The organism is Pseudomonas sp. AO-1 (genome assembly GCF_019775695.1).
Lineage (GTDB): Bacteria > Pseudomonadota > Gammaproteobacteria > Pseudomonadales > Pseudomonadaceae > Aquipseudomonas > Aquipseudomonas parakoreensis.
This window is the reverse complement of sequence record NZ_CP079947.1, coordinates 279,249-302,809: the sequence shown is the minus strand read 5'-3', so window position 1 is coordinate 302,809 and position 23,561 is coordinate 279,249. Positions and strand designations below refer to the sequence as shown.

The window sequence follows — 23,561 nt, the reverse complement described above, 5'->3', positions numbered from 1 at the left end:
CAAAGGCGCATGCGCAGTGCTCAATCTCGAGACTTGTTCCCAGAGCCGCGGAGGGAATGCGCCACAACACTTGGTAACTCGTAGCTCTTTGTTCTCAGCTGTGACAAAGCCTCTTTCACTATAGAAAATGACTCTGCTAGTTGACTATCGTTGTTTTGCGCATCCCCCATCAAAGCTTCGACGACTCTCAGTGCCTCGTCCGCAATCTTGGCTGAATCGTTATAGTCAGACTCGAGCTGTTCGTAGGCCCAATCTACATAGCGCCACATACTATCGAGCGAAGAGTGACCACTGAGACTCGCAACTTTCGAAAGCACAGTGGTCATTGCCTCAACACCAATTGATCCCCGTTGACTCAACGATCGCAGCCTTGCGACAACCTGCAATGTGATGAACCGATGCCTAAACATGTGAGCAGACACCCGCTCAGTAATACTTGCCGTAGCCCGAAGATCAGAAAATAACTGGGAAACCGTCGAGGGAGCCATCTTTAGTCCCTCCCTAGTGCAAAAAAGCCATCCCAAATCCTCGTAGCCAATTTTCCTTCTCTTTAATTTTCTAACCTGAATGCTACGAGTAACATCTATATACTCCATAAGCATTCTATGTGTCACATCAGAGATAGGAATTAGCCTGAAAGGATTGCCTTTTCTCTTTGATGTTCTGACAGGTAATCTCCGATCACCAGATGCGCCTATTACATCAGAAACGCTGATCCACGTTAGCTCCTCCCTACGTATACCTGTATCTGCGAGGAGAACAAGCATGCACCGATCACGGTTTCGACGAAAATTAGTTTTCGCTGTCCATTCACACGAATCTAGTAAAGCTGATACCGAGCCAGAAGAAACAGGATGAACTGAACGAGGAATACTTGCAGGCACCATCGCGTGATGCTGCGTTCGAATTCTTACAGGACCACGCCCGCCCTTTAATAGCCGCAGGGAAATTGTTACTTGAGCACCCTGCCCCAATGCACCTACCAAAACCCTGTCAATCAACAAGGTTTGATACCATTCAAGAAAGGATATAACACGCAATATAATTCTATTTATATGATTTCCTGAAGACTTCTTTCTCCGAAGCAACCATTCTGAAAAGAAAACAAGCACATCATCACTTATTTCTTCAATCGAGATTTCAAATTCAAACAAGAAACGAATCAGCAAAGATAGCTCTGAGGCGTAAGTATTAACTGTGGAAATAGTGCTACCTGAGCGCCTGACATGCAATAAATACAAGTTTAGCTGCCAGCTAATACAACCATTTGGCCAATAAACAACCCTCATCTCAGGTGCGGCCCATCGAGGTGATCTCCTCAGATTCGGATAACCTGGCAAATAAAAATCTTTAGAGGAAGTTAACCAAAGCCTGCCAGCAGCGATCATTTTACAACCTTAATGTGAGGATGCTTATCGTATCGCTGATAATGACGCTGCAACTCAGCCCCAACAGCATCTGACCGAATAGATAATCTCTTCATGCGTTCAAGTAAATCCAAGTAACGCGCAGTCATATCTAGGGCGGCATCAACAGCTAGTTGAGCATTAAATTTAAGCTTTTTATCGTTAGCAGATAGTTTAGTCAGCGGCCGCTGCGAATCCCCCGAAAGCAAGGCAGCATCGCGTAGTAGCTGCGCTAGACCGCCCTCATAGAATCCATTAACATACTTTCGCAAGGTTTTAGGACTTACAGGAGTAATCCCTAGTGATTCATTATTCCAATCAGCTAGGCTGGTAACAGTTTTAAATACTGATATATCAGTGCGGGATAGAGAAGACAACCCTCTTAGCCTATGGAATTCATAAATTCTATTTGCGACACTACTAGCAGCATTAGCAGACAGATTTTTGACGCTTGGAGCAAGCTGCCCCTTACAAAGTCTAGCCACAGGCACTCTCCTTGACCGAAATCATAACCGTATATCTTTTTCTCTTCCCCGCACTTATCTGAATTGGTGTAGCAGTGTAGACACCTCGCTCAGATAACATCTCTAAGTAATCTCTTAGTTCATCTTCGTGCATGACGTTAATCTTATCTGTGCCGAAATGCTTAACAAGGATACTTCTGAGCTTTTTCACTCCATGAGATTGATCATCAGAGCAAACAGCTGAAGTAGCTAAAGCAGCTTCAGACGCACTTATTTCTTTACCTGATAAACCTTCCTTAATGTAGCGCCAGGTTTCACCTATATCATCATGACCCATAAACCAAGAAAGCGCAGGCAAAGAGTTCTCCAAACCTCCGAAGTGAAAAAATGTCATGGCAAAATAACGTCGAAGTTGGTGAGGAAGCACCACCCAGCGTACTCCGGAGTTATCAACAAGCCCTAGAAACTCACTCAGTTCTTTAAGAACCACATACGAGTCAGCAACATTGAATGGGAAAGCCCCCCGGAGATTAACTTTAAAAAACGCCTGTGTACCGAACAAGATGTCATTTGAAGGTGAAATCTTTATCAACATGTCCTTCAGCGAGCTTAACGAAGACAGACACTCGTCAACAAGTTTTGGAACAGGTTTCTGCATAGGCTCTCGAATGTTATCAAAGCCAGTTTTTCTCAATAAAACAGAAAGGTAACATTTCCCATCAACCCAATAACTGGCGCTGCTTTCCAGCTCCACCAACTCACTTCTGCGGCAACTAGAAAGTACACCGATCAAACAGAAGCAAACTGCTGCATGAAGCCTCAACATAAAAATCGAATAAGGAAACTTAGTTCTAACTCTTGCCTCAGGTAAAAGCGGATCCGCCTGCATTCGCTTGTACACGTCAAAAGATGAGAGCAGACCAAATGGGAGCGGAACAATCTCTTCTGATATATACAGTGCTGAAAATGCCGAAACTTTAGAGCCCTCCATTATCGAGCATGAAACAGGAATAATTTCATTGTAATAGTTTAGAAGCACAGGATAAGTATCGATCATCCACTTAGCACAGCCGAACATCAGGCTTCTTCCAGTGGACAAAGGCAAAGTCTTTGTACGTCCGCTTACTCCAATACGGAATGGGCGTACAACATCTGATACCAGGCTAGAGTCAGACAGCTCAACGCTTGAATTAATAGGAAGTGAGGCTAGCACCTCACAAAACAAGACTATCCAATTTGCGAGAGCTGATACTTTTCTGTCTGCTCCGCAGTCTTTTCGCCGAGTCTCCGGCTCATCACTAACATCACGAGATAAGTGGAGCTTAAAATCGGCAGACTGAGATAAGCGAAAGTAATCAATGCTCAGAGCGTCTGCTGCGAAGCGCAATTTGACTGCGCCGGCTTTGTCCAGCGCACCTATATTTCCTAAATGCTCTTCAAGCGAACCCGACACAACCCCCTTCTGAGAAGAGGCGAGGAAATTTTCCCACCGCTGAATGAAAGCCCCTGTGCCACAAACACCGCCCTCTTCAGCGGCCCCGAGAAACTCAGTTATGTCATCCACTCCAAAAATAGAAAATCCTTCATTAATAAAACTCTCCCTATAACGAACGGCAAGAAACTCAGCAAGCCATAAGAGATACAGATGAAAGTGACTGATACCTCTTAATGACTTGGAGAGCAATATCGCCCCATCATGAGCGTATACAACCATCATTCTTGCCTGCTCCAAAGGCACCGCATATATAGGGCTTATGAAGCTGCCCTCTGGCAACAATCTGTCCCAGTTAAGACGAACTCCGCCCTTGATAGCCCCATCTACAGTTCGAACAGCGGCACCCGCATCAACGATCCATGAATGACTGTCTATTTCACTAAGCAACCATGCCGGTTTGTATAGATTGTCTATCTTCCTAGTTGTCCTCTTAAAAAAGTCTACAATCCCCGCCGGGAGCTCCCTTTTGCTCATCACCCTATCTCTGGTAGTACAATCACTGAAGATATTGCTGCTTTCCTGATAAGCGCCTTATTGACAAGCTTACTTAGATCGTTTAGCGCTAAAGGAAGAGGAGCCATTACAGCATCAATAAAATCCATCCAAAATTTTGGCGCAACCCCAGTAACATTATCTGGTTTGTTGATAAACGAGGGAGTTGCCTTATCGAGAGAATCACGGTAAAGCATTGCAACTGCAAGAGCTTCGGGATCGTTTGCTACTACGAGGCGGGACATAACAGCTGCATCGACAACAGGCTTCTCGCTCTCCCTTTTTTGCGCCTCCAACTCAGGATCAAATAAGTAATTACTACATGACCGGAGGAATTCATGGAGTTGTTCTACTGTTCTGAAATCTGACGCCATCAGCATTTCGCCTTCTTCGTTCATCGCCGACGTTATTAGAAAATTCTGATGCCTACGGATTTGCCGCTCAAATATGGCACGCTGCAACGCGAGCGGGATATAATTATTAATCGTAGTTTTAATATTCTTGTGACCAAATGCCTTTGCTGTAGCAACCAAGTCTCCATCCGAATTCAGATATGCTGCCACACCAGCGTTCACACGAATTGCTTTGAAATTTATTTTATCCTTCCAAGGTATAAGATCAGTATGCCTATCTACAAATGAATACACCCTTGTATTCACCTCCTCCTTGCCTCTCTTACGCCAAGACGGGTTGGTGTAAAGCCCGGCTACAAGCGCTTTCTCGGAGAAAGCCTTCAAGTCGTAATTTAGAGAGCTTATTCCCACCCAAAGGTTAGAGGCCTCTTGCTCACGCCCCTGTCTTCTCATTTCTTGCCTAATTGGCGAGGTCCATTCCATTACTTTCGTAATAACATCTTTCGCCACATCACTCAAAATCTCCGATTTCTCTTCCCTAGCTCTCGGTTTCTTAACTGTGAGGCGTAGCTTATCCCCCTCAGCGGAGGACAATAGGACTGAGAAACCATCTTCATCTTCTATTTTTGCTCTATACAATGAAGTCGAGTTAAATTTAGGATGCTCCAACATTAACAACAACATGCAAACAGATGCAGCCTCACTATTCATTATCCCTAAATACGGAATTAGTTTGTTTTTCCCATATTTGGCGATATATTGCCAATGGGAATTTCCGCTGTGAGATACCGCATGCTTTGAATCCCCCTTGAATTTCCGATGTGGTTTAGGAATCCCCTCCATTTCATGGTGAACCACTGAAAGCAAATTGCCCAACAAGTTCGGGTGCCCACCATCAGACTCGAAATAATGCCTCCTTGTAGTGAAGTCGTAATATCTCACCAACCACGGATTTTCTTTCATGTCGGTTTGATAACCACAGCCAGTCTTCTCTATTAAAGCAGCACCCTCAATCTGTTTAGACTTCAATATATTAAAATCAGCTAGCGCACATGACCTAATTGCAGCCATAGCGCTATTTAGCTTAGCAGTATACTCGATCAGGTAGCTTTCATCGGAGGCAGTTAGGGATATCGGCTCTAGGAGATCGTCATTGAACGAATCTTTATCAGGCCTAAACGATTTAGGTATGGTAATAACCTCCACACCATCAACAGCAGATTGCCTATGGGTTAATATTTCTGGGCCTCTTGGAGCTAGCACATATGCTCCTTTGCCAACTATTGGGACTACGCCAGTAGTTGATAAGTACTCAAGAAGCGTTACGAAGGCAGTCCATTTATTTGTTGTTGTTGTGAGGGCCAATCCTTTAGCTGTTTCTTCTGTGTAGAAGCTTTCCCGAAGCTCCGAAAGCAAGAATTTGAAGTCATTAGCATCTGTATCTTTTGGATTACTCCAGCCTCTTTTTTTATGCATGCCGGCCCAGTGCTCGAGAACACGCCGAACAGCGTATGTTGGAGCTGCACTTGAGTAGCGTCTAGAGAACCGCGAAATTCCATTCAAAAAGCTAGCAGCGTTTTCACCCAACCAATCAAATAGGAAGTCAAAGCAAACAACAGAAACCCCTGATTGGCGCCCATCGTTCCTTACCGTCAGTTCCAGCCTTGATTTCTTTTTCCCGGATGAACCTTTTCCCTGGGTGGAGCTTGTGCACTCAGCCATCTTTTGACCTCCAGAAGACGAATTCGCGCGTATGCTCGACTACGTTTCTATTTCCCTCAATAACGTTCGCTCACAAAATTTCACGATGAACCCCTGCCCCTGTGGATATCTGGGCGAGCCGAGCGGCAAGTGCTCGTGTACACCGGACATGGTGCAGCGCTACCGCAACAAGCTATCGGGGCCGTTGCTGGATCGGATCGATCTGCACCTGACGGTGGCGCGGGAAGCGACGGCGTTGAATCCATTGGTCAAACCGGGCGAGGACAGTGCCAGTGCGGCAGCCGTGGTGGCCGAGGCACGAGAACGCCAGCAAAAGCGCCAGCGTTGTGCCAACGCCTTTCTTGATCTACCGGCGCTCAAGCGGCACTGCCAGTTATCCACAGCCGATGAGAAATGGCTCGAGTCAGCCTGTGAACGGCTGACACTCTCACTGCGTTCGGCACATCGCTTGCTCAAGGTCGCTCGCACACTGGCGGACCTTGAGCAAGTGGATGCGATCAAGCGTGAGCACTTGGCCGAGGCGCTGCAATACCGCCCGGCAACGCCTTAATGCTCGGTCAAATCCACCAGCGGCGCCTGCCGTACTTCGGTTTCGCGCCCGGCCTGAATCTCGGTCACGCGCTTCAATGCGTTATCCACAGCGCTTTTGTCTGCCAGCAGGCTGTAGCTGATCTGAAACTGTTGGCTGGCCTTTGGCGCAATGGTCGGTACTAGGTTCAGCGGACGCTGATAGCGGCGGTTGTAGGAAAAACTGGTTCCCGGCTCAAGGCCCGTGACATAGCCCTGCCCTTGGGTGTCGGTGTTTTTCCACAGAGAAAATACCGGCAGCTGCCGGGTATTGAAGCCGACGGAGACACCGAGGCTGCCAGCCTTGTCATGCAGCACGGTCAAGGTTTCGCCTTTGGCGTCGGCGTAGGGTATGACGTTGTAGACGGTTTCGTCATAGTCCTTGGTCGGCCCGCGATAGGTCTGCCAGTCGGCCAACTCGGCTTTGGCCTTGTCGTTGAAGGGCGAGACCTGTTTCACCGGTGCCGCGAACCGCGAGCCCTGCTCGAGGAACGGCGTGCTGAAGTTACTGTGGTACAGCGCCTGGTATTCCTTTGGATAATCGCCGTTGTTGGTCAGCGTATCGTTAAGGGCAAAACGGGTGCTGCCGGGCTCAGTGACAAGCTCCGTCATCACCGAAAAGTCGACTTTCTTGAACGCCTGCTCTTTGAGTTCGCCGCGCAGGCTGATGGCATAGGGTGGTTTTTCATCGATGTGCAGCGTGACGCTGCTGGCCGGGATATTGGCAGCGCGGCCGTGCAGGGTCAGCAACTCGCCATTGTCCATGCCAGGATGGCCGACCCATTCGTAACCGCAGCGGGTCACCAGTTCATTGAAGCCTTCCAGCCAGCCCAGACCACCGCGCCCATTGAGTTCGATGAACGCCGGGTTGACCACGTCCTTGACCGGCGAATCCCAACCCATGCGTACATTGCCGACGGAGGCCTGCAGGACATTCATGCCACGGGTTGGCACCACCGAGAGTTTCATCGTGCCGTTATCGATATCGACGATGCTGACACCTTCCTGTCGCCCACCGTGCAGGGTGCGCAGGCTTATGGAGAAAGGTTTTCCGGTTTTCACACCGAGCTGCTCACTGGTGATCGTCCAGTTTTGCGCGGGCTTGTTGGTATCGAGGAGTACGTAATCCCAAGCCATCGCGTGGGAAGCAGCAGAGAGTGCGCCGAGGGCAACGGCGAGTTTGAGCAGGGTCATGGCAGCAGCCTTTATTGGAGTTGTGCCATTTTTATAGCGCTGCGGAAACGTTTCAGCAAGTGCAATGGAGCTTGCGATCGTGTGATTTCCCAAGAATTGGCGGGGATCCATTCGCGAGCAAGCTCGCTCCCGCAGGGATCTCGGGTGTTCACAGAATCTGTGATTCACGCCGGAAACTGTGGGAGCGAGCCTGCTCGCGAAAGCTATATCAAGGCTGTATCAACGAAAGCGATCAACCTCGGAACGCAAGTCCGCCGCCAGTTTCTCCAGCTCTTTAGCCGTAACAGCCAGGTTCGACACAACCTCACGCTGCTCACTGTTGGCCAGCGCAATGCTCTGCAAATTGCTGCTCAACAATGTCGCGGTGCTGCTCTGCTCCTGAGTCGCCGTGGTAATCGCGGCGAACTGCTGCCCTGCCGAACGGCTCTGCTCATCGATCCGCGCCAGCGCCGACGCCACGTTGGCGTTGCGCGACAGGCCTTCCTGCATCAGCACATTGCCCTGCTCCATGGTGCTGATGGCGTTGCCGGTTTCCTGCTGGATGCTGTGGATCATCCCGGAGATTTCATCGGTCGCCTGACGGGTGCGCGACGCCAGGTTACGCACTTCATCAGCCACCACAGCAAAACCACGCCCCTGTTCACCGGCCCGCGCCGCTTCAATCGCCGCGTTAAGCGCCAGCAGGTTGGTCTGTTCGGCAATCGAAGTGATCACACTGACGATGCCGCCAATTTCCTGAGAGCGCTGACCCAGCGTGTTGATCACGGACGCCGTGGTGTTCAGCGCGCCAGCGATTTGCTCCAGCGAGGACGAAGCTTCTTCCATCGAGCTGCGACCGATCTGCGTTTGCTGGGCATTTTCCTGCGCCAGACGCTGAGTCGCGCCCATGTTGTCGGCAATGTTCAGCGAGGTCGCGCTGAACTCTTCCACCGCGCCGGCCATGCTGGTGATTTCGCCGGACTGCTGTTCCATGCCTTCGTACGCACCACCGGACAAACCGGACAGCGCCTGGGCGCGGCTGTTGACCTCTTGCGAAGCGCGGCGGATGTGCTCGACCATGGTCGACAGCGCCTGGCTCATCTGGTTGAACGCGCGGGACAGCTGGCCGATCTCGTCATTGCTCGACACGTTCAGGCGCACGCTCAGATCACCGGCGCCCAAGGCTTCGGCCTGACGTACCAGATCGCTCAATGGCGCCAGTTTGCTGCGCAGCAGCCAGACCACCGAACCGACCGCCAACAACATCGCCAACAGACTGCCGATAGCCAGTTGCGTACCGACGCTCCAGGTCACCGCGCGGATCTCGGTTTTCGGCATGCTCGCCACCACCGACCACGGCCCGCCCTCGAACGAAACAGCAATGCTGTAAAAGTCCTCAGAGGTGTCGCTCCAGAACTCACCCTTGCCCGGTTTCGCCGCCAGCCCCTTGATCACCGGAACGGCCTGATCCAGCGCTTGCACGCCGGCCGGCGCCACCAGCCATTTATTCTGCTCATCCAGCAACGCCAACGAACCAGTCTGGCCGATGCGGAAACGCTTGAGATTGGCAAACTGGGCGTTCTGCGCATCGGTGTAGTCAAAACCAACGAACAACACCGCAATCACCTTGCCGCTGCTGTCGCGCACCGGGGTGTATTGGGTCATGTAGGAACGATCGAACAACAAGGCACGGCCGACGTAGCCCTGCCCCGCCATCAACCTGGCATAGGCGGGGTGCGCATGATCGAGCAAGGTGCCGATGGCGCGCGTGCCGTCCTGTTTGGTCAGCGAGGTGCTGACGCGCACGAAGTCTTCGCCGCTGCGCACGAACAGCGTGGCGACACCAGCGGTCATCTGCTTGAACTCGTCGACTTCCTTGAAGTTGTTGTTCAGCACTTCACTGCCCAGGTGCAGGCCCGGGGTCTGGGTGCCGGCGACGTTCACCGGTTCATCCGGATGAATGCTCAGGCCCGCGCTGAAGCGCTTCTCGAACAACCCGCTCAGGCGCTGCGTGCTCTCGCGCAGCGTGCCGTGGAAGGTGCTCAACTGGTCAGCCAGCAGCCGCGCCTCACTGGCGAGGTGTTCCTCACGGGTGGCGAGATTGGCGGAATCCAGCGAACGCAGGGCGAATACCGTACTGCCGCTGATGACGATCGCCAGTATCACAGCGAGCGCGAGGCCCAGCTGCGAAGCGATCCGAGCGCGAGGTTGAGACATGAACAGCTCCTGGCCGAGCCACCGGATCCTCCTTGATCGCAGCACCTGCTCGGAAAATTCTAATAATGGGGGTGGAATCGTGGAGACCGGCACGACGGTCCCACATGCTCATTTTCGGCGGTCAAACCGAATACTTGAGTAAATAGCGGGGTTATGGCGCAAGGCCGGCATTGTGGCGGCTCTAACGTTTCAGCTCAAGCGCTTGACCTGCGGCAGCGACATGGCGCGCACTTCGCCTTGCAGAAAATCACTGAGGCGGCGCAAACGTTCACCTCCCGGACGGGTTTTCGGCCACACCAGGTAGTAATTCAGGCCACTGGCGACGGCAGTCGGCCACGGCAGGCTCAAGCGGCCCTGCGCCACATCCTCGGCGACCATCAGCAGATCCCCCATCGACACCCCATAGCCTCGGGCTGCAGCGATCATGCCCAGTTCGAGGGTATCGAACACCTGCCCGCCCTTGAGCGAGACCTGATCGGACAGCCCCATGTGCTCCAGCCAACTGCGCCAGTCACGCCGGTCCGGGGTCGGGTGCAGCAACTCGGTGGAGGCCAGCCGCGCCACATCCCAGGGTTGATCGTTCAGCAGGTTCGGCGCGCCGACCGGGATCAGTTCTTCGGGAAACAGCAGGCTGGCCTCCCAGTCCGGCGGGAAGTGCCCGTCACTGAGCAGTACCGCGCAATCGAATGGCTCATTGTTGAAATCCACCGAATCCACGTCCATCCAGGCACTGGTCAGTTGCACTTCGTTGCCCGGTTGCAGATGGCGGAAACGACTGAGTCGCGCCAGCAGCCAGCGCATGGTCAGGGTCGATGGCGCTTTCATGCGCAGGATGTCGTCCTCGGCGCGCAAGGTGTTGCAGGCGCGTTCAAGGGCTGCAAAGCCCTCGCGAATGCCGGGCAACAACATCCGCGCCGATTCCGTCAGTTGCAGGTTGCGTCCGCTGCGGTGAAACAGCTTGCAGGCAAAATGCTCTTCCAGCGTCTTGATGTGCCGGCTGACGGCACTCTGGGTGATCGACAACTCCTCGGCCGCCCGGGTGAACGAGCTGTGCCGCGCCGCCGCTTCGAATGCGCGCAGGGCATACAAGGGTGGAAGACGACGGGACATACACAAAGCTCCTTTGGCGGCATCCGGCCACCCCGGCGAGGTTTATTCATGATGAGTTTTAATCATGCCACCCATCCTTTTTATCCTTTTGTGCAAACCCTGCCAAGCGCCGAGAATCGACGGTCTCTTGTTCCCTTTGATTGATGGGTGGTGATGACCATGCAGCATCCTGTGCGTACCGAACTCTGGGCCATCCTGCGGCTGGCGGGGCCGTTGATTGCTTCACAGTTGGCGCACATGCTGATGGTGCTGACCGACACCCTGATGATGGCGCGCCTGAGTCCCGAGGCGCTGGCCGGTGGCGGACTGGGCGCGGCAAGTTATTCGTTCGTGTCGATTTTCTGCATCGGCGTGATCGCGGCGGTCGGCACCCTGGTGGCGATCCGTCAGGGCGCCGGCGACATCATCGGCGCGGCCCGCCTGACTCAGGCCGGATTATGGCTGGCATGGCTGATGGCGCTGGGCGCCGGTCTGCTGCTGTGGAATCTGAAACCGGTGTTACTGCTGTTTGGCCAAACCGAAACCAACGTCCAGGCCGCCGGGCAATTCCTCATCGCCCTGCCCTTTGCCCTGCCCGGCTATCTGAGCTTCATGGCCCTGCGCGGCTTTACCAGTGCGATCGGCCGGGCGACGCCGGTGATGGTCATCAGCCTGGGTGGCACCGTGGCCAACTTCCTGCTCAATTACGCGCTGATCACCGGCCTGTTCGGCCTGCCGAAACTGGGGCTGACCGGCATCGGACTGGTCACGGCAATCGTTGCCAACTGCATGGCGCTCGCGCTGGCCTGGCACATCCGCCGGCACCCGGCCTACGACGCTTACCCGTTGCGCGCCGGCCTGTCGCGGCCAAATCGTCAGTATCTGAAAGAACTGTGGCGACTCGGCCTGCCGATTGGCGGCACCTATGCCGTGGAGGTCGGTTTGTTCGCCTTCGCCGCGCTGTGCATGGGTACCATGGGCAGCACGCAACTGGGCGCACACCAGATTGCCCTGCAGATCGTTTCGGTAGCGTTCATGGTGCCGGCGGGGATGTCCTACGCGATCACCATGCGCGTCGGCCAGCACTACGGCGCCGGGCAACTGAGCGATGCACGCCTGTCCGGCCGGGTCGGCATCGTCTTCGGTGCAGTGGTGATGCTGGGTTTCGCCATGGTGTTCTGGCTGTTGCCGAATCAACTGGTCGGGTTGTTCCTCGATCACCACGACCCGGCGTTTGCCGAGGTGATCCGCCTGGCGGTGAGCCTGCTGGCGGTGGCGGCATGGTTTGAGCTGTTCGATGGTACGCAGACGATTGCCATGGGTTGCATTCGTGGACTCAAGGACGCAAAAACCACGTTTCTGGTCGGCCTCGGTTGCTATTGGCTGATCGGCGCGCCGGCGGCGTGGTGGATGGCGTTCCACCTGCATTGGGGGCCGACGGGCGTCTGGTGGGGTCTGGCGCTGGGTCTGGCGTGTGCGGCGGTGAGCCTGACGCTGGCGTTTGAATGGAAGATGAAGCGGATGATCCGGTTGGAGCCTGTGTCACAGAGGTTTGAGGCCGTTCGCGCAGATTAGGATCAAAAGATCGCAGCCTTCGGCAGCTCCTACAGGGATTTGTGTAGGAGCTGCCGCAGGCTGCGATCTTTTAAACGGCCTCCACAGAAACCTGCTGGCTTGAGCCAAACGTCAGGTACTCAACCAACTCCGCCAACGGCAACGGCCGGCTGATCAGATACCCCTGCACCTGGTCGCAGCCAAAGCCGCGCAACAACTCCAGCTGTTCCGGTGTTTCCACGCCTTCGGCCACCACTTCCAGATGCAGGTTGTGCGCGAGGTTGATCATCGCGTGCACCAGTTTGCGGTTCTCTTCGCGCTGTTCCATGCCGCCGACGAAGCTCTTGTCGATCTTCAGCAAGGTGATCGGCAGGCTGTTGAGGTGCACGAACGACGAGAACCCGGTGCCGAAGTCATCCAGCGAGAAACGCACGCCGAGGCGGCCGAGGGCGTCCATGGTCTGTTTGACCAGATCGCTGCGGCGCATCACGGCGGTTTCGGTGAGTTCGAACTCCAGCCACTGCGCCTCGACCCCACGCTCGGCAATCAGCCGACTGAGCGTCGGCAGCAACTGACTGTCCTGAAACTGGCGGAACGACAGGTTGATTGCCATGTGCAGCGCCGGCAGCCCGCGCTCGCGCAGCGCCTGCATGTCACGCAGGGCGCGGGAAATCACCCAGTAACCCAGCGGCACGATCAAACCGCTTTGTTCAGCCAGCGGCACGAATTCGCTCGGCGGCAGCAGACCACGCTCGCCATGACGCCAGCGCACCAGCGCTTCAAGGCCGACGATTTGCCCGTCCGCCAGATTCAGGCGTGGCTGGTAGTGCAACTCCAGCTCATCACGACGCAAGGCCCGGCGCAGTTCGCTTTCGAGGTCGGCCATGCTCCGCGCGTTGCGATTGATGCGTTCGTTGAAGATATGGAACGTGCAGCCCTGGGTGCTCTTGGCCTGCTGCATGGCGATGTGCGCGTGCCACATCAGCGGATCGGCGCCACCTTGTGCGCGGGCATGGGCGATGCCGAGGCTGGAGCCGATCAACAGGCTTTCGCCATCGACCCAATACGGTTCGGACAAGGCTTCGGTGATGCGTTCGGCCATCCACTCGGCGCGTTGTGGCGCACGGCGGGTGTCGATCAGCAGGGCAAACTCATCGCTGCCCAGGCGGGCCAGCTGATCACCGGCCTCCAACTGACTTTTCAGCCGCGCAACGACCTGCAGGATCAGCCGGTCGCCGGCCTGATGGCCGAGGGCGTCGTTGGCGTGACGGAAGTTGTCGAGATCCAGATGCCCCAGGGCCAGACCGCGACCGTCGTTTTCCGCCAGGCGCGCCGCGAGCAAGGTCTGGAAACCCTGGCGGTTGGCGATGCCGGTCAGCGGATCCTGTTCGGCGAGGCGTTGCAGGGTGTTTTCCAGCACGCCGCGCTCACGCACGTGGCGCAGGCAGCGGCGCAGCATGCCGGCGTCGAGCGCGTCGAACACCAGCCAGTCACTGACACCCACCGGCGCGGTGGAGGGTTCGTGCTCCAGCAGCAACACCGTCGGCAGGCTGCAACGGCCCGGGGCCGGCTGCAGCGCGGGAACGGTCAACAACACCGCATGGCGATTGTCTTCGAACAGACTGCTGACCGACTCCCAGCTCGGCGCGCTGATCAGCACCGCCGCGCTCCCCATCGGAGCCAGACACTCGCGCAATAACGCTGTCCACGCTGGCTCTTCGGCCAGTAGCAGCAAACGCAAGGGTTCGACAGGCGTAGACAAGCTAGCTCCCTAGACTCTGCAATGATGTGGGCGGGGCATTATGCCGTTGCGATGTTCAATGACAACGATTATCAGAACGTTATTTTGTGTCACGAATGAGAACATTAGCCGCAAAATCACCGTGTATCCTCCGCGAAAGTAACAAAACCGGCAAATTTGAATCGCGTGGTGCGTCACAAGTCGGAGAGAGCAGCACAAATCGCTGAGCCTGTTAAAATGCCGGCCCATTTCGTCAACGACTCCCGAATTTTCGTATGTCCCGACTCAATCCCCGGCAGCAAGAAGCCGTGAACTACGTCGGCGGCCCTCTATTGGTGCTCGCCGGCGCTGGCTCCGGCAAGACCAGCGTGATCACCCGCAAGATCGCGCACCTGATCCAGAACTGCGGCATCCGCGCCCAGTACATCGTCGCCATGACCTTTACCAACAAGGCTGCGCGCGAGATGAAGGAGCGGGTCGGCACCCTGCTGCGTGCCGGTGAAGGTCGCGGCCTGACGGTCTGCACCTTCCACAACCTGGGCCTGAACATCATCCGCAAGGAGCATGCGCGGCTGGGCTACAAACCCGGTTTCTCGATCTTCGACGAGACCGACGTCAAAGCCCTGATGACCGACATCATGCAGAAGGAATACGCAGGCGACGACGGCGTCGACGAGATCAAGAACATGATCGGCGCCTGGAAAAACGACCTGATCCTGCCGGCCCAAGCGCTGGAAAACGCGCGCAATCCCAAGGAACAGACTGCCGCCATCGTTTACACCCACTACCAGCGCACGCTCAAGGCGTTCAACGCGGTGGACTTCGACGACCTGATCCTGCTGCCGGTAAAGCTCTTCGAAGAGCACGCCGACATTCTCGAAAAGTGGCAGAACAAGGTGCGTTACCTGCTGGTCGACGAATACCAGGACACCAACGCCAGCCAGTACTTGCTGGTGAAGATGCTGATCGGCAAGCGCAACCAGTTCACCGTGGTGGGCGACGACGACCAGTCGATCTACGCCTGGCGCGGCGCGCGGCCGGAAAACCTGATGCTGCTCAAGGACGACTATCCGTCGCTGAAAGTGGTGATGCTGGAGCAGAACTACCGCTCCACCAGCCGCATCCTGCGCTGCGCCAACGTGCTGATTTCGAACAACCCGCACGAATTCGAAAAGCAACTGTGGAGTGAGATGGGCCACGGCGACGAGATCCGCGTGATCCGCTGCCGCAACGAGGACGCCGAAGCCGAGCGCGTGGCCATGGAAATCCTCAGCCTGCACTTGCGCACCGACCGCCCGTACAGCGATTTCGCGATTCTCTATCGCGGCAACTACCAGGCCAAGCTGATCGAGCTGAAGTTGCAGCACCACCAGGTGCCGTATCGCCTGAGCGGCGGCAACAGTTTCTTCGGGCGTCAGGAAGTGAAGGACCTGATGGCCTACTTCCGCCTGATCGTGAACCCGGATGACGACAACGCCTTCCTGCGGGTAATCAACGTGCCGCGCCGGGAAATCGGTTCCACGACGCTGGAAAAGCTCGGCAACTACGCCACCGAACGCAAGATCTCGATGTACGCCGCCACCGACGAAATCGGTCTGGGCGAGCATCTGGACAGCCGCTTCACCGATCGCCTGTCGCGCTTCAAGCGCTTCATGGACAAGGTCCGTGAACAGTGCGCCGGCGAAGACCCGATCTCGGCCCTGCGCAGCATGGTCATGGACATCGACTACGAGAACTGGCTGCGCACCAACAGCTCCAGCGACAAGGCTGCGGACTACCGGATGAGCAACGTCTGGTTCCTGATCGAGGCCTTGAAGAACACTCTGGAAAAAGACGAAGACGGCGAGATGACCGTCGAAGACGCCATCGGCAAACTGGTCCTGCGCGACATGCTCGAACGTCAGCAGGAAGAAGAGGACGGCGCCGAAGGCGTGCAGATGATGACCCTGCATGCGTCCAAGGGCCTGGAATTCCCTTACGTGTTCATCATGGGCATGGAAGAGGAAATCCTCCCGCACCGCTCCAGCATCGAAGCCGACACCATCGAAGAGGAGCGCCGCCTGGCCTACGTGGGCATCACCCGCGCGCGTCAGACCCTGGCCTTCACCTTCGCAGCCAAACGCAAACAGTACGGCGAGATCATCGATTGCGCGCCCAGCCGCTTCCTCGATGAACTGCCGCCGGACGATCTGGCGTGGGAAGGCAACGACGACACACCGACCGAAGTCAAAGCCGTGCGGGGCAACAGCGCACTGGCTGATATACGCGCGATGTTAAAGCGCTAGAATTGACCACTTTTTACTAGACCTTCGGCGCACAAAGCGCCAAATGAGGACAGCTTCATGGAAGCATTGCACCAGAAAATCCGCGAACAAGGCATCGTGCTTTCCGACCAGGTCCTGAAGGTCGACGCCTTCCTGAACCACCAGATCGACCCGGCCCTGATGAAGCTGATCGGCGACGAATTCGCCACGCTGTTCAAGGATTCGGGCATCACCAAGATCGTCACCATCGAAGCCTCGGGCATTGCCCCGGCGATCATGACCGGTCTGAACCTCGGCGTGCCGGTGATCTTCGCCCGCAAGCAACAGTCCCTGACCCTGACCGAAAACCTGCTGTCGGCGACCGTTTACTCGTTCACCAAGAAGACCGAAAGCACCGTGGCCATCTCGCCGCGTCACCTGACCAGCAGCGACCGCGTGCTGATCATCGACGACTTCCTGGCCAACGGTAAGGCTTCGCAGGCGCTGATCTCGATCATCAAACAGGCTGGCGCCACGGTTGCCGGTCTGGGCATCGTGATCGAGAAGTCATTCCAGGGTGGGCGTGCCGAGCTGGACTCGCAGGGCTATCGTGTTGAATCGCTGGCTCGCGTGAAGTCGCTGAAGGATGGCGTCGTGACCTTCATCGAATAAAGCCACACCGCAGCTCCCCTGTAGGAGCTGTCGAGTGCAACGAGGCTGCGATCTTTTGATCCTGATTTTTACAATCAACATCAAAAGATCGCAGCGTGCCGCAGCTCCTACAGGTTTGCGGTAGACAATTATTGTGCGGTGGCTTTGAGGCCGGTGAGCAGCAGGCGCTGGAACAGGTCTTCCTTCAAGCCTTCCGGGTTGGTCAGCTGCATACGTTCAAGGTGTTCGGGGAACGTCGAAGCCTCCGGCGCATCCAGCGCAGCCTTGCCCAATTCCAGAATCTCGCTCAGCTTGAACTTGCTTTTCAGCCAGTTCAGCGCTCGCAGCAGATCGCGCTCGATCGCGGTGAAATCACAACCCAGCGGATACTCCGGAAACAGGTTCGGATGCTTTGCGGCGATGGCCTGCAAGCGTTGCGGGGTGTTGTCGGCAAATCGCGGATCGAGGCGGAAGTCCTTCGGCAGCTTGCCGACCTTCTGTGCCTGCTCGATCAACCCCGGCTGGAAGCGCGAATCGCTGATATTGAGCAACGACTCGATCACCACCGCATCGGCCTTGCCGCGCAGGTCGGCGATGCCGTACTCGGTGACCACGATGTCACGCAGGTGCCGTGGAATCGTGCAGTGGCCGTACTCCCAGACAATGTTCGAACTGACCTCGCCGCCGGACTCGCGCCAGCTGCGCAGGATCAGAATCGAGCGTGCATCATGCAGCGCGTGGCCTTGGGCGACGAAGTTGTATTGCCCGCCAACCCCGCTAAGCACCCGCCCGTCCTCCAGTTGATCGGCCACGCCCGCGCCCATCAGGGTCATGGTGAACACGGTGTTGATGAACCGGGCATCGAGGCGCTGCAAGCGCTTGAGCTCTTCCTGACCGTACAGCTCGTTGATGTAGCTGATGCGGGTCATGTTGAATTCGAGGCGCTTGCTCTGCGGCAGCTCGCGCAGGCGCTCGTAGAAACTGCGCGGGCCGAGGAAAAAGCCACCGTGCACCGAGATGCCATCGGTCTGCGCCGCTTCATCGAGGGTGCCGGCGTTGGCCTGCTCCTGAGTCTGCACGTCGGGGTAGACTTTGCGCCGGATGATCCCGGCATCGGCCAGCACCAGCAAACCATTGACGAACATTTCACTGCAGCCATACAGGCCCTTGGCGAATGGCGCGGTACCGCCCTCGCGCTCGATCAACTGCGCCCACTGGCTGAGATTGATGTCATCGAGCAACGCTTGGTAACCGGCGTTATCTGCCTGCCGCGCCAGCAGTGCGGCGGTCAGTGCATCGCCCATCGAGCCGATGCCGATCTGCAACGTACCGCCGTCGCGCACCAGCGTACTGGCGTGCAAGCCGATGAAGTGATCCTGAAAGCCCACCGGCATGTTCGGCGTGGAAAACAGCGTGCTGCTGTCCTTTGCGTCGATCAGCAGGTCGAAGGTGTCGATATCGACTTCGGCATCGCCGGGCATGTACGGCAGGTCGGTGTGCACCTGACCCACCAGCAAAATGGTCTCCCCGGCATCGCGGCGCTTGGCGATCATCGGCAGCAGGTCAAGGGTGATGTCCGGGTTGCAACTCAGGCTCAACCGATCGGGATGTTCGCTGCTGCTGGCAAGTAACTGCGCCACCAGATTGAGGCCGGCGGCATTGATATCGCGGGCGGCGTGGCTGTAGTTGCTGCTGACGTAATCCTGCTGGGCCGGTGCGCTGTTGAGCAGGCTGCCGGGCTGCATGAAGAACTGTTCGATACGGATGTTGGCGGGCAGGCTGTCACGCTGCAGATCGGCGAGGAAATCGAATTCGGGGTAGTCGCCGAACACGCGCTCAACGAAGGGTTCGATAAAGCGCTTCTGCAGACCGTCGCCCAGTGTCGGGCGCCCCAGGCACAGCGCGGTGTACATCGTCAGTTGTCGCTCGGGCAGATCCTTGATGCGCCGGTACAGCGCGTTGACGAAATGATTGGGCTTGCCCAGCCCCAGCGGCATGCCCATGTGGATATGCGCCGGCAAGCGTACGAGCACCTCGTCCACTGCCTGTTCGATCGAACACAACTGCACCATCTGAAGCCTCCTGCCCGTTCCGTGAATAGAGGTAGACCGAGCTTGCCTCGACTTTGCTGCAAAGGACAGCCCACGTCGCGAATCGCAGGCACAAAAAAACCGTCCGAAGACGGTTTTTTTCGTCAGAAGCGCGGCTTATTTCAGGCCGGACATCTTCTGGATCGCGCCTTTCAACTCGTCATCCGAGCAATCGGCGCAAGTGCCTTTAGGCGGCATGGAGTTGATGCCGGTGATGGCCTTGGCCAGGATGCCGTCGAGGCCGCCCTGATGATCGGCGCGGTCTTTCCAGGCGGCGGTGTCACCGATTTTCGGTGCGCCCAACAGGCCAGTACCGTGGCAAGCGTTGCAATGTTTTGCAATCACTTCATCCGGGGTCTTCGCACCACCGCCGCCGCCCGCAGAGGCAGCGACTTCCATTCCTTTGCATTCCTGCCCCTGAACGCACACCTGGCCCACTGGCTCGAGGCGCTTGGCAATGTCGTCATTCGTCGCAGCTTGAGCGCTGACAGCCCAGAGGGCCAGTACGGTTGCTGGTGCGGCCAGCATTTTCATAATTAGGTTCACGCGTTCACCCTCAATGGTGGCTATTCACGCCTGCGGCCACGGTTCGCAGGCGGGCGCAAGTATAGCGGGTAGCCCGCCACACTGAAACAACCCCATAGTCGAAGGGGTTATACCGCGCAGTGGAAAAACTCTTCGGATGCCTTCGCCGTCATGGCCTGGCGCCTCTGTGTTTAAAAATTCGCCGGCGTGGCTGCGCTGATTAGTCGCGCAGGCGCGTCGAACGGATTACGGAAACGGTGCGGCTTGGTACTTTCAAAATAGTAGCTGTCGCCGGCTTCGAGAATAAAAGTTTCCAGCCCCACCACCAGTTCCAGACGACCTTCCACCAGAATCCCGGTTTCCTCGCCTTCATGGGTGAGCATTTCTTCGCCGGTATCAGCGCCCGGCGGGTAGATTTCGTTGAGAAACGCGATGGCGCGGCTCGGGTGCGCGCGGCCGACCAGTTTCATGGTCACGGCGCCGTCGGAGATGTCGATCAGCTCGTTGGCCTTGTAGACGATCTGGGTCGGGACTTCCTGCAGGATTTCTTCGGAAAAGAACTCGACCATGGACATGGGAATCCCGCCCAGTACCTTCCTCAGCGAACTGATCGAAGGGCTGACGCTGTTCTTTTCGATCATCGAAATGGTGCTGTTGGTGACGCCCGCGCGTTTGGCGAGTTCACGCTGGGAAAGCCCTTTGAGCTTGCGGATCGATTGCAGTCGTTCACCGACGTCCAAGGCGGGAGCCTCCTGATGTTGTAAGAATATTGAGCGTTATCATGGCGACAGCGTTCAGTATTTACAACACTTGGCCCCCGCAGCGGCGTCAACCCTCGGAATAGAGCCTTGGCACCCGACGCAGGTTGCAGAAGATCTGATACGGAATGGTGTCCGCCCACTGCGCCACTTCGCTGGCGAGGATGTTCTTGCCCCACAGCTCGACGGTCGAACCGAGGTCTGCTTCCGGCACCTCAGTGAGGTCGATGCACAGCATGTCCATCGACACGCGACCGAGAATCCGGCTGCGTTTACCGGCCACCAGCACTGGCGTGCCGGTCGGTGCCTGACGCGGGTAGCCGTCGGCATAGCCCATGGCGACCACGCCGATGCGCATCGGCTTATCGGTAATGAATTTGGCGCCATAGCCAATCGGCTCGCCGGCGGGCAGTTCGCGCACGCAGATAACTTTCGATTCGAGGGTCATCACCGGTTGCAGACGCTCGGCCACGGCGTTGGCTTCTTCGAACGGGGTCGCGCCGTAGAGCATGATGCCCGGGCGGACCCAGTCGCTGGGGATCTGCGGCCAACCGAGCACCGCCGGCGAATTGCGCAGGCTGACTTCGGCCGCCAGGCCCTGACGCGCCGCCTCGAACACCGCCACTTGATCGGCGCTGCTCTGCTCGTGCAACTCATCGGCACGGGCGAAGTGACTCATCAGCACGATCTTCGCCACTTTGCCGCTGGCCAGCAGGCGTTGATAGGCCGCCGCGTAATCCTTCGGATGCAGGCCCACACGGTGCATCCCGGAATCGAGCTTCAACCACACGGTGATCGGTTTGCTCAATGCCGCCTGCTCGATGGCTTCGAGCTGCCACAACGAATGCACAACGCACCAGAAATCATGCTCGACGATGAGCGCCAGTTCATCGGCTTCGAAAATGCCTTCGAGCAACAACACCGGGGCCTTGATGCCCGCCGCGCGCAGCTCCAGCGCTTCTTCGATGCAGGCGACGGCGAACCCGTCGGCCTCGGCTTCCAGCGCCTGGGCGCAACGCACCGCGCCGTGCCCGTAGGCATCAGCCTTGATCACCGCCAGCGCCTTGGCGCCGGTGACTTCGCGGGCAATTCGGTAGTTGTGGCGCAGGGCTTCTAGGTCGATCAGGGCACGGGCAGGACGCATGGCGGCAGACTTCTAGGCGGTCATGGGAATAAAAACCGGCGCTGGCTGACGGCGTGAACCGCCAACAGCGCCGGGAGAGGGATCTTTGAAACGGTTACGGCAACGCGGCGACGATGGAAATCTCGACGAGGATGCTCGGCTTGGCCATCTTCGCTTCGACGGTGGCGCGGGCCGGCGCGGCGCCTTTGGGCAGCCACTGATCCCACACCGAGTTCATCCCGGCAAAGTGCGCCTCGATGTCGTTCAGGTAGATCGTCGCCGACAGCAGGTGCTGCTTGTCAGTCCCTGCCAGATCCAGCAAACGCTCGATGTTGGCGAGCACGTCGCGGGTCTGCTGTTCGACCCCGGCGTTGAAGTCATCGCCGACCTGACCGGCCAGATACACGGTGCCGTTGTGGGTGACGATCTGACTCATGCGCTCATTGGTGAGCTGGCGCTGGATTGCCATGTTTTGCGGACTCCTGAGGCTTGTTGCCGTAACGGGAAATATCGAGGCCTTCGGCGCTGATCTGCGGCTTTTTCTTCGCCATCAGATCGGCCAGCAAACGACCGGAACCGCACGCCATGGTCCAACCCAGGGTGCCGTGACCGGTGTTGAGGAACAGGTTCTTGAACGGCGTGGCACCCACGATTGGCGTGCCGTCCGGCGTGGTCGGACGCAAACCGGTCCAGAAGCTCGCCTCGGTCAGATTGCCGCCCTGAGGATAAAGGTCGTTGACGATCATCTCCAGGGTTTCGCGCCGACGCGGGTTGAGCGACAGGTCAAAACCGGCGATTTCCGCCATGCCGCCGACGCGGATGCGGTTGTCGAAACGGGTGATCGCGACCTTGTAGGTCTCGTCGAGAATGGTCGAAGTCGGGGCCATGTCCGGGTTGGTGATCGGCACAGTCAGCGAGTAGCCCTTGAGCGGATACACCGGGGCCTTGATGCCCAGCGGCTTGAGCAGTTGCGGCGAGTAGCTGCCGAGGGCCAGCACGTAGCGGTCGGCGGTTTCCAGCTTGCCGTCGATCCACACGCCGTTGATGCGGTCGCCAGCGTAGTCGAGGCGCTGGATGTCCTGACCGAAGCGGAATTCCACACCGAGTTTCACGGCCATTTCCGCCAGACGCGTGGTGAACATCTGGCAGTCGCCCGTCTGGTCGTTCGGCAGACGCAAGGCGCCGGCGAGGATATCGGTGACATTGGCCAGCGCCGGCTCGACGCGGGCAATGCCGGCGCGGTCGAGGACTTCAAACGGCACGCCGGATTCTTTCAGCACGGCGATGTCTTTGGCGGCGCCATCCAGCTGCGCCTGGGTGCGGAACAATTGCGTGGTGCCCAGGCTACGGCCTTCGTAGGCGATGCCGGTTTCGGCACGCAGTTCGTCGAGGCAGTCGCGGCTGTACTCGGACAGACGCACCATGCGCTCCTTGTTCACCGCGTAACGGCTGGCGGTGCAGTTGCGCAGCATCTGCGCCATCCACAGGTACTGGTCGATGTCGGCAGTGGCCTTGATCGCCAGCGGCGCGTGGCGCTGCAGCAGCCATTTGATGGCCTTGAGCGGCACGCCCGGCGCGGCCCACGGCGAAGCGTAACCCGGCGACACCTGGCCGGCGTTGGCGAAACTGGTCTCCATGGCCACGGCTGGCTGCCGGTCGACCACCACCACTTCAAACCCGGCACGGGCCAGATAGTAAGCACTGGCGGTACCGATGACGCCGCTACCCAAGACCATTACGCGCATTTTTGTATCCCTCATCGCGGCGGGGCCGCGTACGTCTGTTGTTAGAGCAATGATGCGCGCAGTGTAAAAAAGAATGGCCAGTGCATTTCACTATATAAGCGCCTATATTTGGCGACAATTCTCGGCAAAAACCCTTTTCACGGAGGCGCATCC

Annotated in this window: 17 protein-coding genes and 1 pseudogene; 4 read left to right on the top strand and 14 right to left on the bottom strand. The window is 57.1% G+C overall.

Annotation, left to right across the window (positions count from 1 at the left end; genetic code table 11):
* Positions 1–20 precede the first annotated feature (20 nt).
* From KVQ82_RS01340 to KVQ82_RS01325, 4 genes are read right to left on the bottom strand one after another with little or no spacing between them, the layout of a single operon-like run.
* Positions 21–1,388: a site-specific integrase gene (locus KVQ82_RS01340; protein WP_150631372.1), complete on the bottom strand. Its 1,368-nt coding sequence runs from the start codon at positions 1,386–1,388 to the stop codon at positions 21–23.
* Positions 1,385–1,891 carry a hypothetical protein gene (locus KVQ82_RS01335; RefSeq protein ID WP_150631371.1) on the bottom strand — a complete coding sequence of 169 codons (507 nt, stop codon included), beginning with the start codon at positions 1,889–1,891 and terminating at the stop codon, positions 1,385–1,387. The genes KVQ82_RS01340 and KVQ82_RS01335 overlap by 4 nt, the downstream gene beginning before the upstream one ends.
* Positions 1,884–3,839: a site-specific integrase gene (locus tag KVQ82_RS01330; RefSeq protein ID WP_150631370.1), complete on the bottom strand. Its 1,956-nt coding sequence runs from the start codon at positions 3,837–3,839 to the stop codon at positions 1,884–1,886. Before KVQ82_RS01330 ends, KVQ82_RS01335 begins: the two co-directional genes overlap by 8 nt.
* Entirely contained in the window at positions 3,839–5,932 is a 2,094-nt protein-coding gene (locus tag KVQ82_RS01325) for a hypothetical protein (RefSeq protein ID WP_150631369.1), read from the bottom strand. Before KVQ82_RS01325 ends, KVQ82_RS01330 begins: the two co-directional genes overlap by 1 nt.
* Positions 5,933–6,017: 85 nt before the next feature.
* Here KVQ82_RS01325 and KVQ82_RS01320 point away from each other — a divergent pair.
* A pseudogene (locus tag KVQ82_RS01320) lies at positions 6,018–6,482 on the top strand (ATP-binding protein); the annotation flags it as partial.
* Here KVQ82_RS01320 and KVQ82_RS01315 read toward each other — a convergent pair.
* The 3 genes from KVQ82_RS01315 to KVQ82_RS01305 all read right to left on the bottom strand — a co-directional run bounded on the left by KVQ82_RS01315 (position 6,479) and on the right by KVQ82_RS01305 (position 10,999).
* Positions 6,479–7,693 (bottom strand): aldose 1-epimerase family protein, encoded by a 1,215-nt coding sequence (locus KVQ82_RS01315; RefSeq protein ID WP_222017654.1) that lies wholly within the window; start codon positions 7,691–7,693, stop codon positions 6,479–6,481. The pseudogene KVQ82_RS01320 and the gene KVQ82_RS01315 sit on opposite strands and share 4 nt — an antisense overlap.
* Positions 7,694–7,912: 219 nt before the next feature.
* Positions 7,913–9,889: a methyl-accepting chemotaxis protein gene (locus KVQ82_RS01310; RefSeq protein ID WP_222017652.1), complete on the bottom strand. Its 1,977-nt coding sequence runs from the start codon at positions 9,887–9,889 to the stop codon at positions 7,913–7,915.
* A 189-nt stretch (positions 9,890–10,078) separates the two neighbouring features.
* On the bottom strand, positions 10,079–10,999 hold the full coding sequence (locus KVQ82_RS01305) for a LysR substrate-binding domain-containing protein (RefSeq protein WP_041071969.1): 921 nt from the start codon (positions 10,997–10,999) through the stop codon (positions 10,079–10,081).
* A gap of 159 nt (positions 11,000–11,158) precedes the next feature.
* Here KVQ82_RS01305 and KVQ82_RS01300 point away from each other — a divergent pair, with 159 nt between their 5' ends.
* The gene (locus tag KVQ82_RS01300) at positions 11,159–12,553 is read left to right on the top strand and encodes a NorM family multidrug efflux MATE transporter (RefSeq protein WP_222017650.1); all 1,395 of its coding nucleotides are present in this window, start codon (positions 11,159–11,161) and stop codon (positions 12,551–12,553) included.
* 70 nt (positions 12,554–12,623) lie between these two features.
* On the opposite strand, the gene KVQ82_RS01295 is transcribed toward KVQ82_RS01300, so the two are convergent.
* Positions 12,624–14,294, bottom strand: a complete 1,671-nt coding sequence (locus KVQ82_RS01295; RefSeq protein ID WP_222017647.1) for a bifunctional diguanylate cyclase/phosphodiesterase — start codon at positions 14,292–14,294, stop codon at positions 12,624–12,626.
* Positions 14,295–14,548: 254 nt separating this feature from the next.
* Here KVQ82_RS01295 and rep point away from each other — a divergent pair, with 254 nt between their 5' ends.
* Both rep and KVQ82_RS01285 read left to right on the top strand, forming a co-directional pair.
* Complete coding sequence (gene rep / locus KVQ82_RS01290; protein ID WP_027610430.1) at positions 14,549–16,558, top strand: DNA helicase Rep; 2,010 nt, start codon at positions 14,549–14,551, stop codon at positions 16,556–16,558.
* 57 nt (positions 16,559–16,615) lie between these two features.
* Positions 16,616–17,188 (top strand): xanthine phosphoribosyltransferase, encoded by a 573-nt coding sequence (locus KVQ82_RS01285; protein ID WP_003229440.1) that lies wholly within the window; start codon positions 16,616–16,618, stop codon positions 17,186–17,188.
* A gap of 128 nt (positions 17,189–17,316) precedes the next feature.
* Here the strand turns inward: KVQ82_RS01285 and KVQ82_RS01280 are convergent, their stop codons facing one another.
* The 6 genes from KVQ82_RS01280 to dadA all read right to left on the bottom strand — a co-directional run bounded on the left by KVQ82_RS01280 (position 17,317) and on the right by dadA (position 23,408).
* A complete protein-coding gene (locus KVQ82_RS01280) occupies positions 17,317–19,239 on the bottom strand; it encodes an acetyl-CoA hydrolase/transferase C-terminal domain-containing protein (RefSeq protein ID WP_222017645.1) in 1,923 nt (640 codons plus the stop codon).
* 135 nt (positions 19,240–19,374) lie between these two features.
* Positions 19,375–19,791, bottom strand: a complete 417-nt coding sequence (locus KVQ82_RS01275) for a cytochrome c5 family protein (protein WP_041071964.1) — start codon at positions 19,789–19,791, stop codon at positions 19,375–19,377.
* Between the two features lie 182 nt (positions 19,792–19,973).
* A complete protein-coding gene (locus KVQ82_RS01270) occupies positions 19,974–20,522 on the bottom strand; it encodes a cupin domain-containing protein (RefSeq protein ID WP_007920393.1) in 549 nt (182 codons plus the stop codon).
* Between the two features lie 88 nt (positions 20,523–20,610).
* The gene (gene alr, locus KVQ82_RS01265; protein WP_041071963.1) at positions 20,611–21,684 is read right to left on the bottom strand and encodes an alanine racemase; all 1,074 of its coding nucleotides are present in this window, start codon (positions 21,682–21,684) and stop codon (positions 20,611–20,613) included.
* 94 nt (positions 21,685–21,778) lie between these two features.
* Entirely contained in the window at positions 21,779–22,132 is a 354-nt protein-coding gene (locus KVQ82_RS01260) for a RidA family protein (protein WP_041071962.1), read from the bottom strand.
* Positions 22,104–23,408 (bottom strand): D-amino acid dehydrogenase, encoded by a 1,305-nt coding sequence (gene dadA, locus KVQ82_RS01255; protein WP_041071961.1) that lies wholly within the window; start codon positions 23,406–23,408, stop codon positions 22,104–22,106. Before dadA ends, KVQ82_RS01260 begins: the two co-directional genes overlap by 29 nt.
* Positions 23,409–23,561: the final 153 nt, after the last annotated feature.